This is a genomic window from Microbacterium sp., assembly GCF_031178525.1.
Classification (GTDB): Bacteria; Actinomycetota; Actinomycetes; order Actinomycetales; family Microbacteriaceae; genus Microbacterium.
In genome coordinates this window covers 1-14,533 of record NZ_JAPSJA010000046.1, presented here as the reverse complement: position 1 = coordinate 14,533, position 14,533 = coordinate 1, and the positions used below count along the sequence as shown (strand labels likewise).

Annotated in this window: 13 protein-coding genes; 11 read left to right on the top strand and 2 right to left on the bottom strand. The window is 70.5% G+C overall.

Features of this window, described 5'->3' with window-relative positions; genetic code table 11:
* Both RIF89_RS05115 and RIF89_RS05110 read left to right on the top strand, forming a co-directional pair.
* The coding region (locus RIF89_RS05115; protein WP_309068061.1) for a peptidase dimerization domain-containing protein at window positions 1-932 on the top strand (932 nt) is incomplete at its 5' end.
* On the top strand, window positions 929-2,122 hold the full coding sequence (locus tag RIF89_RS05110; RefSeq protein ID WP_309068060.1) for a glutamate--cysteine ligase: 1,194 nt from the start codon (window positions 929-931) through the stop codon (window positions 2,120-2,122). The genes RIF89_RS05115 and RIF89_RS05110, both read left to right, overlap by 4 nt.
* Here the strand turns inward: RIF89_RS05110 and leuS are convergent.
* Window positions 2,103-4,691 carry a leucine--tRNA ligase gene (gene leuS, locus RIF89_RS05105; RefSeq protein WP_375294431.1) on the bottom strand — a complete coding sequence of 863 codons (2,589 nt, stop codon included), beginning with the start codon at window positions 4,689-4,691 and terminating at the stop codon, window positions 2,103-2,105. The two genes, RIF89_RS05110 and leuS, sit on opposite strands and share 20 nt — an antisense overlap.
* A 79-nt stretch (window positions 4,692-4,770) precedes the next feature.
* Between leuS and RIF89_RS05100 the strand changes: the two genes are divergently transcribed.
* The 5 genes from RIF89_RS05100 (at window position 4,771) to RIF89_RS05080 (ending at window position 9,556) form a co-directional block, all read left to right on the top strand.
* Complete coding sequence (locus RIF89_RS05100; RefSeq protein WP_309068059.1) at window positions 4,771-5,409, top strand: DedA family protein; 639 nt, start codon at window positions 4,771-4,773, stop codon at window positions 5,407-5,409.
* A 61-nt stretch (window positions 5,410-5,470) separates the two neighbouring features.
* Entirely contained in the window at window positions 5,471-6,505 is a 1,035-nt protein-coding gene (locus RIF89_RS05095; protein WP_309068058.1) for a phosphatase domain-containing protein, read from the top strand.
* 58 nt (window positions 6,506-6,563) lie between these two features.
* Window positions 6,564-7,277, top strand: a complete 714-nt coding sequence (locus RIF89_RS05090) for an SOS response-associated peptidase (protein ID WP_309068057.1) — start codon at window positions 6,564-6,566, stop codon at window positions 7,275-7,277.
* A gap of 40 nt (window positions 7,278-7,317) precedes the next feature.
* Entirely contained in the window at window positions 7,318-8,607 is a 1,290-nt protein-coding gene (locus tag RIF89_RS05085; RefSeq protein ID WP_309068056.1) for a M18 family aminopeptidase, read from the top strand.
* A gap of 1 nt (window position 8,608) precedes the next feature.
* Window positions 8,609-9,556 (top strand): 3-methyladenine DNA glycosylase, encoded by a 948-nt coding sequence (locus tag RIF89_RS05080; protein ID WP_309068055.1) that lies wholly within the window; start codon window positions 8,609-8,611, stop codon window positions 9,554-9,556.
* Window positions 9,557-9,654: 98 nt separating this feature from the next.
* Here the strand turns inward: RIF89_RS05080 and RIF89_RS05075 are convergent, their stop codons facing one another.
* Window positions 9,655-9,849, bottom strand: coding sequence for a hypothetical protein (locus tag RIF89_RS05075; RefSeq protein WP_309068054.1), 195 nt, complete (start codon window positions 9,847-9,849; stop codon window positions 9,655-9,657).
* Between the two features lie 297 nt (window positions 9,850-10,146).
* Between RIF89_RS05075 and RIF89_RS05070 the strand changes: the two genes are divergently transcribed.
* The 4 genes from RIF89_RS05070 to RIF89_RS05055 form a co-directional block, all read left to right on the top strand.
* On the top strand, window positions 10,147-11,787 hold the full coding sequence (locus RIF89_RS05070; protein ID WP_309068053.1) for an ABC transporter substrate-binding protein: 1,641 nt from the start codon (window positions 10,147-10,149) through the stop codon (window positions 11,785-11,787).
* A 78-nt stretch (window positions 11,788-11,865) separates the two neighbouring features.
* Window positions 11,866-12,960, top strand: a complete 1,095-nt coding sequence (locus tag RIF89_RS05065; RefSeq protein WP_375294430.1) for an ABC transporter permease — start codon at window positions 11,866-11,868, stop codon at window positions 12,958-12,960.
* Window position 12,961: 1 nt separating this feature from the next.
* Window positions 12,962-13,972 carry an ABC transporter permease gene (locus RIF89_RS05060; RefSeq protein ID WP_309068052.1) on the top strand — a complete coding sequence of 337 codons (1,011 nt, stop codon included), beginning with the start codon at window positions 12,962-12,964 and terminating at the stop codon, window positions 13,970-13,972.
* Window positions 13,972-14,533 (top strand): ABC transporter ATP-binding protein (locus RIF89_RS05055; protein ID WP_309068051.1); only part of this gene is annotated, 562 nt, incomplete at its 3' end. The genes RIF89_RS05060 and RIF89_RS05055, both read left to right, overlap by 1 nt.

Sequence of the window (14,533 nt, the reverse complement as noted above, 5' to 3'; positions counted from 1 at the left end):
AGGAGGAGACCGGCTCCCCGCACCTCGAGCAGTTCCTGCGGGACCACCGCGAGCAGTTCGCGTGCGACGTGATCGTGTTCTCGGACACCGTGCAGTGGACGACGGACGACCCGGGAGTCGTGACATCTATGCGCGGCATCGTGAACGCGTCGCTGCAGATCGAGGGCCCGCTGCGGGACGTGCACAGCGGGACGGCATCGGGCTCCGCCCCGAACCCCGCCCACGTGCTCGCGCACGTGATCACCGCGCTGCAGGACGCGGACGGGCGCATCGCGCTGCCGGGGTTCTACGACGACGTCGCGCCGCTCGGCGCCGAGCGTGCGGCGGAGCTGGCGGCGGTCCCGTTCGACGAGGAGACATGGATCGCCCGCACGGAGAGCCGGAGCATCACGGGCGAGGACGGGCACTCGGTCCTCGAGCGGCTGTGGGCGCGGCCCTCCCTCGAGGTCCTCACCCTGCTCGCCGGCGATCCGGACAGCTCGCGATCCGTCATCCCCGCCGTCGCGCAGGCGATGCTCAGCATCCGGACGGTGCCGAACCAGCGGGTGGAGGTCGTCGCGCAGCAGCTGCGGGACTTCATCGCGACCGTGGTGCCTGCGTCCGTGACGTACACGCTGGAGGCGTCGCCCGAGACCGGCCAGGACCCGTACACGACGCCGCGCGGCGCGGCCTTCTACGCGCTCGAGCGGTCACTCGCAACCGGGTTCGGACGGTCCGAGGTCTCCCGCATCGGCAATGCGGGCGGGGGTCCCGCGGATCTGCTGGTGAGGATGCTCGACGCACCGATCCTGTTCCTGGGAACGGGGCTGCCCGAGGATCACTGGCATGCCAGCGACGAGAGCGTCGACATCGGCATGCTGACGCGGGGCGCCGCGTCGATCGCCCGGCTCTGGGACGAGCTGTCCCGCGTCGATGTCGCGGAGCTGTCGTGAGCGCGATCGCGGTCGCCCGTGGCGCCGTGGGCGTCACACGGTCGCGTCGGATCCGGACGGTCGGGGTCGAGGAGGAGCTGCTCCTCGTCGACGCCGCGTCCCTCCTTCCCACGCCAGCCGCCGACGCGGTGATGCGACGCCAGGCGGAGGCCGAGAAGGAGGGCGGCAGCATCATGGCGTGGGAGGCCAAACTCGAGCAGATCGAGGTGGTCGGTCCGCCGCTCAGGACGCTGGCGCAGCTGCGCTCGTCGATCGTGAGCGGACGCCGTGCCGCGGATGCGGCCGCCAGAGCGGTGGGAGCGCGGGCCGTTCCGCTTGCCACCGCGCCGGCCGTGTGCGACACCCATACCGTCGCGGACGAGCGGTACGACGCCATGCGCAAGCGGTTCGGGCGGACGATGCGGGAGCAGCTCACGTGCGGCTTCCACGTGCACGTCGGCGTCGATTCCCGCGAGGAGGGGGTCGCCGTGCTCGACCGGATCCGGCCGTGGCTGCCCGTTCTGCTGGCGCTCAGCGCGAACTCGCCCTTCTACCAGGGCGAGGACAGCGGCTTCGCGAGCTACCGCTATCAGGCGTACAGCCGTTGGCCGACCTCGGGACCGTACGACGTCTTCGGCTCGGCAGACGCCTACGCCGAGCACCTCGCCCGGATGCTCGACACCGGCGTGCTCCTCGATCCGGGAATGGTCTATTTCGACGCACGCCTCTCCCACCACCTCCCGACCGTCGAGATCCGGATCGCCGATGTCTGCCTCCGCGCCGAGGACGCCGCCGCGCTGGCCGTGATGGTGCGAGCGCTGGTCAACGTGGCGGCCGACGCGGCCGCGGCGGCCAGGCCTGTCGACGCCACGCCCACGACCCTGCTGCAGCTGGCGTCGTGGCGCGCGAGCCGCTTCGGGCTCGACGACCACCTGGTGCACCCGCATTCGGGGTCGCTGCAGACCGCCGCCGATGTCGTGCGGGCGTTCCGAAGCCACATCCACGACGGGTTCGCGGACGACGAGGAGCGCGCAGCGGTGGACAGCGCCCTGGCCGCCATCCTCGCGCGCGGCACCGGCGCCCGCACACAGCGCGAGGCCGTCGCGGGAACCGGTGACCTGCGAGACGCGGTCGCGGTCGCGCTCACGACCCACGAAGAGCGCACGAGCTCGTCACCCGCGCCCGGGACCTCTACTTCGTCGAGAAGCTGACGACCTTCGGCGCACGCACGATCGCACGCACGATCTCGCGCCCGCCGAGGGCGCGGATCACGCGCTCGTCCCCGCGCGCAAGCCGCTCGAGCGTCTCGGTGTCGACCTTCGCCGGCACCTCGAGCGTCGCACGCACCTTGCCGTCGATCTGCACGACCGCCGTGACGGACTCCTCGACCAGCAGCGCGGGGTCGGCGCTGCGCCATGTCGCGAGGCCGATGGATGCTTCGTAGCCCAGGATCTGCCACATCTCCTCGGCCGTGTGGGGCGCGAAGAGGTCCAGGATGAGCGCGGTCGCCTCGACCGCCTCCCGCACGGCCGCGTCCGCCGGGCCTGCGGCGCCGTCGACGGCCTTGCGGGTGGCGTTCACCAGTTCCATCAGACGCGCGACGACGACGTTGAACTTCGTCTGCTCGATCAGCACGGGCGCATCGGCCAGCAGGCGGTGCGTCACGCGGCGCAGCGCCGCGTCGCCCTCGGCCCACACGACGTCCTTCTCGCTGGAGACCTCCTGCGCCAGGCGCAGAGCGCGCGCGAGGAACTTCTGCGCACCGGTGGTCGAGACGTCCTTCCAGTCCTTGTCGTCCTCCACCGGACCCGCGAACGCCAGCGCGACGCGCAGCGCATCCGCCCCGTGGCGCTCGAGCTCTTCCTGGAACAGCACGAGATTGCCCTTGGACTTCGACATCTTCGCGCCGTCCAGGATGACCATGCCCTGGTTGATCAGGCTCGAGAACGGCTCGGTGAAGTCGACGAGATTCATGTCGAACAGCACCTTCGTGATGAAGCGCGCATAGAGCAGGTGCAGGATGGCGTGCTCGACGCCGCCGATGTACGAGTCGACGGGCGCCCACCGCAGGGCATCCTTGGGCTCGAACGGCTTGTCGGCGTTGCCGGGCGACAGGAAGCGCAGGAAGTACCAGGAGCTGTCGACGAACGTGTCCATCGTGTCGGGGTCGCGCAGCGCCGGCTCGCCCGTGCGCGGATCCGTCGTCTCCACCCAGCCGCTCGCGGCGCCCAGCGGCGACGAGCCCTTGGGCTTCAGGTCGAGTCCCGCCGCGTCGGGCAGACGCACGGGGAGCTGGTCGGCGGGAACCGGAACGATCTCGCCGTCCTCGGTGTGGATCATCGGGATCGGCGTGCCCCAGAACCGCTGGCGCGAGATGAGCCAGTCGCGCAGACGGTACTGCTTGGCGGCTCGCCCCGTGCCGTCGGCCTCGAGCTGCTCGATCACGCGCGCGATCGCGTTGCGCTTGGACAGGCCGTCGAGCGATCCGGAGTTGATCATCCGGCCATCGCCCGTGAGCGCCTCACCCGTCGCCCGCGGGTTCAGCTCGTTCAGCTGCGGGTCGATCGGCACGCCGTCCTCGTCGACCTCGATGACCGGGATGGCGCCCGTGATCGGCGCGGTGGTGTCGACCACGACGCGCACCGGCAGATCGAACGCGCGTGCGAAGTCGAGATCGCGCTGATCATGCGCGGGCACGGCCATGACGGCCCCGTGGCCGTAGTCGGCGAGGACATAGTCGGCCGCCCAGATCGGCAGGCGCTCGCCGTTCACCGGGTTGATCGCGTAGCGCTCCAGGAACACACCCGTCTTGGGGCGATCGGCGGACTGGCGCTCGATGTCGGTCTGCTTCTGCGTCTGCTCCAGGTAGTCCTGGAAGCGCATGCGGGCCTCCGGCGAAGCGTCGGCCACCAGCTCTGCGGCCAGGTCGCTGTCGGGCGCCACGACCATGAAGGTGGCGCCGTGCAGCGTGTCGGGCCGGGTCGAGAACACCGAGATCTTCTCGGCGCGGCCCTCGATCTCGAAGTCGATGTCGGCTCCGACCGAGCGGCCGATCCAGTTGCGCTGCATCTGCAGCACCTTGTGCGGCCAGAAGCCCTCGAGCTGGTTCAGGTCGTCCAGCAGCCTGTCGGCGTAGTCGGTGATCTTGAAGTACCACTGCGTCAGCTTCTTCTTGACCACGGTGTAGCCGCAGCGCTCGCACGCGCCGTCGACGACCTGCTCGTTCGCCAGCACGGTCTGGTCGTTCGGGCACCAGTTGACCGGGCTCTCCTTGCGGTACGCCAGGCCGCGCTCGTGCAGCTGCTGGAACAGCCACTGGTTCCAGCGGTAGTAGTCGTCGTCGCTCGTGTGCAGCACGCGGCTCCAGTCGAACGAGACGCCGTACGCCTTCAGGCTCGTGCGCTGCTGCGCGATGTTGTCGTACGTCCACGCGCGCGGGTCGGCGCCGCGCTGGATCGCCGCGTTCTCGGCCGGCAGACCGAAGGAGTCCCAGCCGATCGGGTGCAGCACGTTGTACCCGCGATGACGCCAGAAGCGCGCCACGATGTCGCTGTAGAGGTAGTTCTCCGCATGGCCCATGTGCAGGTCGCCCGAGGGGTACGGGAACATCGCCAGCACGTACTTGCGCGGCCGGGTGTCGTCGTCGCCGCCCGCGAGGAACGTCCCATGCTGCTCCCAGTACGCCTGCCACTTCGCCTGCAGGGCGTGGACGTCGAACGCGCCCTCGGCGGGCGCGGCAGCGGGAGCGGAGGAGATCTGCGACACGGGTGGGACAGCCAATCGATCGAGAGCGCGCCGAACGGGCGCGTCGGTGCGAGATTCCAGGGTACCGCTCGGCGCGCACGCCTATGCTCGTCGCGTGGATGACGCACTCCGGTGGCTGCTCGACATCGTCGAGTCCGTCGATCCTGTACTGCGGACGGCGCTCGCGGGCCTGGCGATCATGCTCGAGACGAGCGTCCTCGTCGGCGTCATCGTCCCCGGCGACACGGTCGTGATCGTCGCCGCTACGGGTGTCAGGTCGCCGGTCGAGGGGGTGATCCTCGCCGCCGTCGTCATCGTGGGCTCACTCGCGGGCGAGTCCATCGGATTCGCGCTGGGACGCTGGCTGGGTCCGCACATCCGGACATCGTGGGTGGGCCGCAGGATCGGCGAGCGCAACTGGCAGCGCGCCGAGCGCTACGTGCAGCGCCGCGGCGGACCCGCGATCTTCCTCTCCCGCTTCCTCCCCGTGCTGCACTCGCTCGTCCCTCTCACGGTGGGCATGAGCACCTACACGTATCGGCGGTTCATCGCCTGGACGTTCCCGGCGTGCGTGATCTGGGCGACGCTCTACGTCTCGGTCGCCGCCGGCGCCGCCCATTCCTACCGCAGACTCTCGGACAGCGCGCATTGGGCCGGTTACATCTTCGTGGGAGCGATCCTGCTGCTCGTCGTGGGTGTTTTCGTCGCGAAGAAGGTCATCGCGCGCCTGGAGCGGCGCCACTTCGAGGACTGACCGCCGGGTACCGGCGCTTCCGACCGAGGCGGCGCGCCGGGGTCGTGGAAGACTGGTCGGGATGTCCTCCACCGCCCCCCGTGACCGGATCCACTGGATCGCCCGCATCGAGCGTCGCGTGCACGCATGGCGCGAACGCCGCGCCCGCCGGCGCGGCCGCAAGCCCACCGTGCTGGTGTTCCCCGGCTACGGCGGTGACGGCTGGGTGCGCGTGCTGGGACGGGTGCTGATCGTGCCGCCCACGAAGCGCACCAAGAGCGGCGAGCTCGCGAGCGTGCGCGGCTGGCGCAGCTTCCTCGGCATCCCGGTCGGCTACGCCTCGGTCACCATCACGATCGGCGACGAGACCCACGAGGTGGTGGCGGATCGCGGCGGGGTGATCGACGCGCGCATCGAGGCCCACCTCGAGCCCGGGTGGCAGCTCGTGCAGATGTCCGTCGAGAACGGAGCGCCGGGCGAGTCGCTCGTGCAGATCGTGGGGCCGGACGTGCGCCACGGCGTCGTGAGCGACATCGACGACACCATCATGGTGACCGCCCTGCCCCGCCCGCTGCTCGCCGCCTGGAACTCGTTCGTGCTCGACGAGCACGCGCGCCAGGCCGTGCCGGGCATGGCCGTCCTGCTCGGCCGGCTGACGCGTCAGGAGCCCGGGACGCCGATGATCTACCTCTCGACCGGAGCGTGGAACATCGCGCCGACGCTGACGAGGTTCCTGAGCCGCCACCTCTATCCCGCCGGCTCGCTGCTGCTGACCGACTGGGGACCCACCCACGACCGCTGGTTCCGCAGCGGACGCGACCACAAGGCGACCAACCTGCGCAGGCTCGCCGAGGAGTTCCCGGACGTCCGCTGGCTGCTGGTCGGCGACGACGGTCAGCACGACGACGCGATCTACACGGAGTTCACCGCCGAGTATCCGGCGTCCGTCGCGGGCGTCGCGATCCGCCGCCTGTCCCCCGCCGAGGCCGTCCTCGCCGGTGGACGCACCGCCGTGAACGACCACTCGGGCGCTTCCATCCCCTGGGTCGCCGCCGACGACGGCAGCGGACTCGCCGAGCGGCTGGAGGCCGTCGGGCTGCTCGACCCCGAGAGCTGAGCCTCGTCCGTCCCGCGCAGGGGGCGGAGATGTCGGCGGTACGGCATAGCCTGGCGGCATGTGCGGACGCTTCGTCGTGGCCAAGGTGGGGAACGAGCTGGTGGGCGAGCTGCGGGTCGATCTCGTGGCGGACGAGCTGCCCCCGCCGTCGTACAACGTCGCGCCGACGGATCCGGTGGCGATCGTGCTCGACTCGGCCAAGACCGAGCCGCCCACGCGCCGGCTCGAGGTCGCACGCTGGGGTCTGATCCCGTCGTGGGCGAAGGACACCAAGATCGGCGCGCGCGCGTTCAACGCGCGCTCGGAGGAGCTCGAGGAGAAGGCGATGTTCCAGAAGGCGCTGCAGAAGCGCCGCGCGATCATCCCGTCCACCGGGTACTACGAGTGGCAGCAGCAGGCCGACGGCAAGATCCCGCACTTCATCCACCCCGCGGACGACGCGCCGCTGCTGTTCGCGGGACTGTACGAGTGGTGGAAGGACCCGTCGAAGGCGGACGACGATCCCGGCCGCTGGGTGCTGAGCTTCACGATCCTGACGCGCGACGCGATCGGCGAGATGGGGTCCATCCACGGCCGCATGCCGGTGTTCCTCGACGTCGATCACGCGGACGCGTGGCTGGACCCGACGATCGACTACCCGCGCGACGTGCTGGACGCCGCGGTGGATGCGGCCCCCTACGTCGCCGAGACGCTCGTGCACCATCCGGTCGCGAAGGATGTGGGCAACGTGCGCAACAACTCCCCCGCGCTGATCGAACCGCTGGCGTCCTGAAGCCCGGGCGACGCGCGACGGCGCAGGGGATACTGGAGGGATGATCGCCGAACGTGTTCCCGATGATGCCCGTGCCCACATCGAGGACCTCGCCGCGTTCGTGACGGCGTCGCCGTCGTCGTACCACGCGGCCGCCGAGGTCGCCCGCCGCGCCGAGGAGGCCGGATACACCCGGATCGCCGAGACGGAGGCGTGGGAGATCACGCCGGGCGGGCGCTACGTGGTGGTGCGCGACGGCTCGGTCGCCGTGTTCGCGCTGCCCGAGCACGCCGGCGCCACCACGCCGTTCGCGATCGTCGGCGCGCACACCGATTCGCCCGGATTCAAGCTGAAGCCGAAGCCGACGACGCATGGCCCGGGCGGCTGGTGGCAGCTCGGTCTGGAGGTGTACGGCGGACCGCTGCTGAACTCCTGGCTCGACCGCGAGCTCGAGCTCGCCGGCCGCGTCGTGACGCTCGCGGGCGAGGAGCACCTCGTGCGCACCGGCTCGCTGCTGCGCATCCCGCAGCTCGCGATCCACCTCGATCGCGGCGTCAACGACGGCCTTGCCCTCGACAAGCAGCGCCACACGCAGCCCGTGTGGGGCCTCGGCGATCCCGAGAGCGCCGACATCCTGCACACGCTCGCGGCGCGTGCGGGCATCGACGCGTCCGAGATCGGCGGGTTCGACATCGTCGTCGCCGACACGCAGGAGCCGCGGGCCTTCGGGCACGGCCAGGAGCTGTTCGCGTCGGGCCGCCTCGACAACCTGCTCTCCACCCACGCGGGTCTCGTCGCGCAGCTGAACGCCACACCGCAGGGATCCATCGCCGTCTTCGCGTCGTTCGACCACGAGGAGATCGGCAGCCAGTCCCGCTCGGGTGCCGCGGGCCCCTTCCTCGAGGACGTTCTGCTGCGCATCTCCGGCGCGCTGGGCGCGGGAGACGCCGAACGTGCGCAGGCGTTCGCGTCATCCCTGCACGTCTCGAGCGACGTGGGTCACGCGGTGCACCCCAACTACCCCGAGCGCCATGATCCCGTCAACAAGCCGGTGGCCGGCGGCGGTCCGATCCTCAAGATCAACGCCAACCAGCGCTACGCGACCGACGCCCACGGCGCTGCCGCGTGGAACGCCGCGTGCGCTGCGGCCGAGGTGCCCACGCAGGAGTTCGTGTCGAACAACGCCGTGCCGTGCGGCTCGACCATCGGTCCCATCACGGCCACACGGCTGGGCATCCGCACGGTCGACGTCGGCGTGCCGATCCTGTCGATGCACTCCGCGCGGGAGCTGACCGCGGTCGTCGACCCCTGGTACCTCTCGCGCGCCATGCAGGCCGTCCTCACCCGCTGACATGCCCGTGCTCGCCGTCCACCCGCCGGCCGCCCTGCCGCTCACACGCCTGCCGCGGGGAGAATGGCGCGCCCGCGAGCAGGCGCACGCGCACCGCGCCGAGTCGCTGACGGCCGAGCACCGCGCGCGAGCCGCGCGCGGCGAGAAGCATCCCGTGTGGGACTTCCTGTTCACCTACTACTCGTACAAGCCGGCGACGCTGCGCCGCTGGCACCCCGGACCGCGGGTCGAACTCGCCGATGCGACGGAGCGCCTCGCATGGCGCTGGTACGCGACCGGATCGGATGCCGCGGCGGTCGTGGTGGACGGCGCCGCGTTCGCACGCGAGAAGGGCGGTCTCGCCCGGCTCATCGAGATCATGCTGCGGCGCACCGCCGCCCGGCCGGGCAGGTTCGACTGCTTCGGGCTGCACGAGTGGGCAATGGTCTACCGACAGGGCGACCACCGCCACCCCGTGCCCCTGCGGCTCGGACAGGACGGCACGGACGCCGTCGTCGAGACGCACGACCTGAAGTGCACGCACTACGACGCGTTCCGCTTCTTCACGCCCGACGCCGTGCCGCGCAACCTGCACGCCCCGACGCGTGACACGCAGCCGGCGCTCGATCAGCCCGGGTGTCTGCACGCCGGCATGGACGTGTACAAGTGGGCCGTCAAGCTCGGCCCGCTCGTGCCCGGGGAGCTGCTGCTCGACGCATTCGAACTGGCGCGCGACATCCGCCGGCTCGACATGGAGGCGGCGCCGTACGAACTCGCCGACTGGGGGTTCACCGCCGTGCGGATCGAGACGCCAGAGGGCAAGGCGGAGTACGTGCGGCGTCAGCGAGCGCTCGCCGAGCGCGGCAACGCGCTGCGGCGGCGGATCCTCGACGCCTGGGCGCCGGAAGCTCATACCGAGCGGCGCGCGGCGGAATCGATCGCCCAGGCCGCGGCGACCCCCGCCGCATAGAACAGCAGATCCTGCGGCGCGAACGCCGTGCCGAACACGAGCACCACGGGCGGGAAAGACGCCGCCCAGGACGCCGGCAGCCCGGTGAGCTGAAGCACCTAGACGAGCGCGCACCACGCGTACGCTCCGACCGCCACCCGCCATGCCCCCGCGCGCGGGGCGAGGAACACGCCCCCGAGGTAGACGAGGACGGCGTACAGCGCGTCGCCTGCGGCATCGGACAGGAGTCCGTCCGGCGCGAGCAGGTGCGTGGCAAGACCGGCAGCCACCACGAGCACCCCCGTCGCGGCCACGGAAGCGCGCCTTCGCGCGACGGCGCGCGGACGGCCCGCCTCCTGCCTCGCGATCACCTCGCGACTCTAGACGACGCCCCGCGAAGGACCGGCGGAGCCGGACACATCGCCTCGTGAGATTGCGCTTGTGTAAACAGATCGCTCAACGCGAGGCGTGGCATTCGTCACACCGTCACGCGTGTGCGAGGATCACGAATCATGCGCCTCCCCACCGGCGCACTCCCGATCGCGCATCGCCCGCCGTGCTTCGGCGCCTCGAGCGGTGCCGCGATCCGCAATCCAGAAAGAGGCACAACCATGGCTTCCCTCAGTAAGTCGAAGCGCTCACGCGCCCTCGTCGTCGCGGTCCCCGCCGTCGCGGCGCTGGCCCTCGCCGGCTGCGCGGCCGGCGGCAGCGGAGACGGCGGCGACGGCGGCGCCGCCGGCGGCGACAACCTGATCCTGGTCGGCACCACCGACAAGGTCACGACGCTCGACCCGGCCGGTTCGTACGACAACGGCTCCCTCGCGGTGCAGACGCAGGTGTTCCCGTACCTCGTCAACACCGACTACAACAGCACCGAGGTCGTGCCGGATCTCGCCGAGACGGCCGAGTTCACCTCGCCGACGCAGTACACCGTGACGCTGCCCGAGGGCCTGAAGTGGGCGAACGGCAACGACCTCACGTCGAGCGACGTGAAGTTCTCGTTCGACCGCAACATCGCGATCGCCGACCCGAACGGCGCCTCGTCGCTGCTCTACAACCTCGAGTCGGTCGAGACGCCCGACGAGACGACCGTCGTGTTCAACCTGAAGACGGAGAACGACCAGGTCTTCCCGTTCATCCTGACGAGCTTCCCCGGCGCCATCGTGGACGAGGACGTCTTCTCCGCAACGGAGATTACGCCGGACCAGGAGATCGTCGACGCGAACGCCTTCGCGGGTCCGTACACGATCACGTCGTGGCAGTTCAACGAGACGGTCGAGTTCACGCCGTACGCCGACTACCAGGGCCTGCTCGACGCCGCAGCCAACGACGGCATCATCCTGAACTACTACTCGGAGTCGTCGAACCTCAAGCTCGCCGTGCAGCAGGGCGACGTCGACGTGGCCCACCGCAGCCTCGCCCCGACCGACATCGAGGACCTCGCCGGCGACGAGAACCTGACGGTGCACGAGGGCCCCGGCGGCGAGATCCGCTACATCGTGTTCAACTTCAACACGCAGCCGTACGGCGCCGAGACGCCGGAGGCCGACGAGGCCAAGGCGCTCGCCGTGCGTCAGGCCGTCGCGTCGCTCGTCGACCGCGAGGCGATCAGCGAGCAGGTCTACAACGGCACCTACACGCCGCTGTACTCGTACGTGCCCGAGGGCTTCGCCGGCGCCACCGAGGTCCTGAAGGACCTGTACGGCGACGGCGATGGCGGCCCGGACGCCGCGAAGGCCGCCGAGCTGCTCGAGGCCGCCGGCGTCGAGACGCCCGTCGCGCTGAGCCTGCAGTACAGCCCGGACCACTACGGACCGAACTCGGGTGACGAGTACGCGATGGTCGAGGAGCAGCTCGAGGCCGACGGCCTGTTCGACGTCGACCTGAAGTCGACCGAGTGGGTGCAGTACTCGGAGGACCGCACCGCCGACGTGTACCCCGCGTACCAGCTCGGCTGGTTCCCGGACTACTCGGACGCCGACAACTACCTGTCGCCGTTCTTCCAGACCGAGAACTTCCTCGGCAACCACTACTCGAACCCCGAGGTCGACGAGCTGATCCTGCAGCAGGCCGTCACGCCCGACGCGGACGAGCGCACCGGACTGATCGAGGAGATCCAGGCGCAGGTCGCCGAGGACCTCTCGACCGTGCCGCTGCTGCAGGGCGCCCAGACGCTCGTCAGCTCGGCCGACATCGACGGCGTCGTCCTCGACGCCTCGTTCAAGCTGCGCTTCGCACCGCTGACGCGCTGACACGAAGAGAAGGGGCGGCCTCACGCGAGGCCGCCCCTTTCCGTGGACTGACGAGACCCGAACCGTGAGGACCCATCCGTGACCGATACGACGACGGCCGACCCGGCCGCCGCGCCGGCCTCCGCCGGAGCGACGCGCCGCGCGCGAGCCGGCGGATCGCTGGGACGCTACATCCTGATCCGCTTCCTGCTGATCTTCCCCACCGTGTTCATCCTGGTGACGACGGTGTTCCTCTTCATGCGGCTGACGGGCGATCCGCTCACCGCCGCCCTCGGCGGGCGCCTGCCCGCCGATCAGCTCGCCGAGCGCATCCACGCCGCCGGCTACGACCGGCCGCTGATCGTGCAGTACCTCGAGTACCTCGGCCAGATCTTCACGGGCGACTTCGGCACGACGATCACCGACAACCAGCGGGTGTCGGACGTCCTGCTGCGCTACGGCGGCGCGACGCTCGAGCTCGCCTTCTACGCGCTGATCATCGCGTTCCTCGTCGGCATCCCGCTCGGCATGGTCGCCGCCGCGGTGCGCGACCGCTGGGGCGACGCCGTTCTGCGCGTGTTCGCGATCCTCTGCTACGCCACCCCCGTGTTCTTCGCGGGCCTGCTGCTGAAGCTCGTCTTCTCGGTGTGGCTCGGAGTGCTTCCCACCTCCGGACGTGCCTCTCCCCGGGTGGAGATCAGCCTGGGCCGGATCGATTCCCCCACCGGCATCTACCTGCTTGACGCGATCCGCGCCGGCAATCCGAGCGCGATCGGCGACGTGCTGTCTCACGCGCTGCTGCCGGGACTCGCGCTGGGCCTGCTGACGGCCGGCGTGTTCCTGCGCCTGGTCCGCACGAATGTGATCGGCACGCTGTCGATGCCGTACGTCGACGCGGCGCGCTCGCGAGGCGTGTCGGAGCCTCGTCTCGTGCGCAAGCACGCGTACAAGCCCGCACTGATCCCCATCGTGACGGTCATCGGAATGCAGATCGCGATGCTGCTCGGCGGCGCCGTGCTGACCGAGACCACGTTCGAGTGGCAGGGCCTGGGCTTCCAGCTCGCCCACTACCTGGGCGCGCGCGACTTCGTCGCCGTGCAGGGCATCGTCGCCCTGCTGGCCGTCATCGTCGCCGTCACGAACTTCGTCGTCGACATCATCGCGGCGCTCATCGACCCGAGGGTGAGGTACTGACATGGCCCCGGCAACCACCTCGCGCCTGCGCGCGATCCTGCTGCGCCTGCCCGTCGTCCACCAGTACCGCCAGTCGGTCGGCCTGCAGCGCGGCATGCTCACCGCGGGTCTGGTGATCTGCGGCGTGTTCGTGCTCACGGCGATCCTCGCCCCGGTCATCGCACCGTACGGCTTCGCGCAGCTGTCGGTCGACGGCGAGCGGTTCGGCTCCCAGCAGCCGCCGAGCGCCGAGCACCTGCTCGGCACGACGGTCGGCGGATTCGACGTGCTCTCGCGCGTCATCTGGGGCACCCAGACGGCGCTCATGGTGATCGTGATCGCGGTGGCGCTGTCGATCTTCCTCGGCATCCTGCTCGGGCTCGTGTCCGGCTACTTCGGCGGCTGGCTCGACCGGGTGCTCGTGGTGATCGCGGACGCGATCTTCGCGTTCCCGACGCTGCTGCTCGCGATCGTGGCGGCGATCGTCATCTCCGGCGGGCAGTCGGACCTGTGGGGCGGCATCATCGCGGCCGCGATCTCGATCACGGTGGTCTTCATCCCGCAGTACTTCCGCGTGATCCGCGCCGAGACGATCCGGATCAAGGCCGAGGCGTTCGTCGAGTCGGCGCAGGTGATCGGCGCCTCGACCTCGCGCGTGATGTTCCGTCACGTGCTGCGCAACGCCACGCGGACGCTGCCGCTGATCTTCACGCTGAACGCGTCGGAGGCGATCCTCACGCTCGCGGGCCTCGGCTTCCTCGGCTTCGGCATCGAGCCGACGCAGGCCGCCGAGTGGGGCTATGACCTGAACCGGTCGATCGCCGACGTCACGAGCGGCATCTGGTGGACCTCGGTCTTCCCCGGCGCGGCGATCGTGCTGATCGTGCTCGGCATCACGCTGGTCGGCGAGAGCCTGAACGACCTGGCCGACCCGCGCCTGCGCACCCGCCGGCGCGCCGCCGCGGCCACGCCCGCGGACGCGGCGGCCGCGACCAAGCCCATCGCGCGACAGGACCTCGGAGAGGTGGAGTGATGACACGTCCCGCTGCACAGGAGCATGCGGTCGAGATCCGGGATCTGCGGATCACGTTCGCGACGGACGGCGGTGACGTCGCGGCCGTGAAGGGCATCGACCTCGACGTGCGCCCGGGCGAAGTGCTCGCCGTCGTCGGCGAGTCCGGGTCGGGCAAGACCGTCACGGCCCGCAGCATCCTGGGTCTGCTGCCCGAGACGGCTCGCCTGGACGGCGCCGTGCTGCTGAACGGCACCGACGTCGTGCCGCTGCCGCCCAAGCGCCTGCGCGAGCTGCGCGGCACCGAGGCCGCGATGATCTTCCAGGAGCCCATGACGGCGCTCAACCCCGTCTACACCGTGGGCTGGCAGATCGCGGAGGGCCTGCGGGCCCACACGAGCATCTCCCGCAAGGAGGCGCGTGCGAAGGCCATCGACATCCTGCACCGGGTCGGAATCCCCGAGCCCGAGAAGCGGGTCGACGACTACCCTCACCAGTTCTCGGGCGGCCAGAAGCAGCGCATCGTGATCGCGCAGGCGCTCGCGCTCGATCCGGCCGTGATCATCGCCGACGAGCCGACGA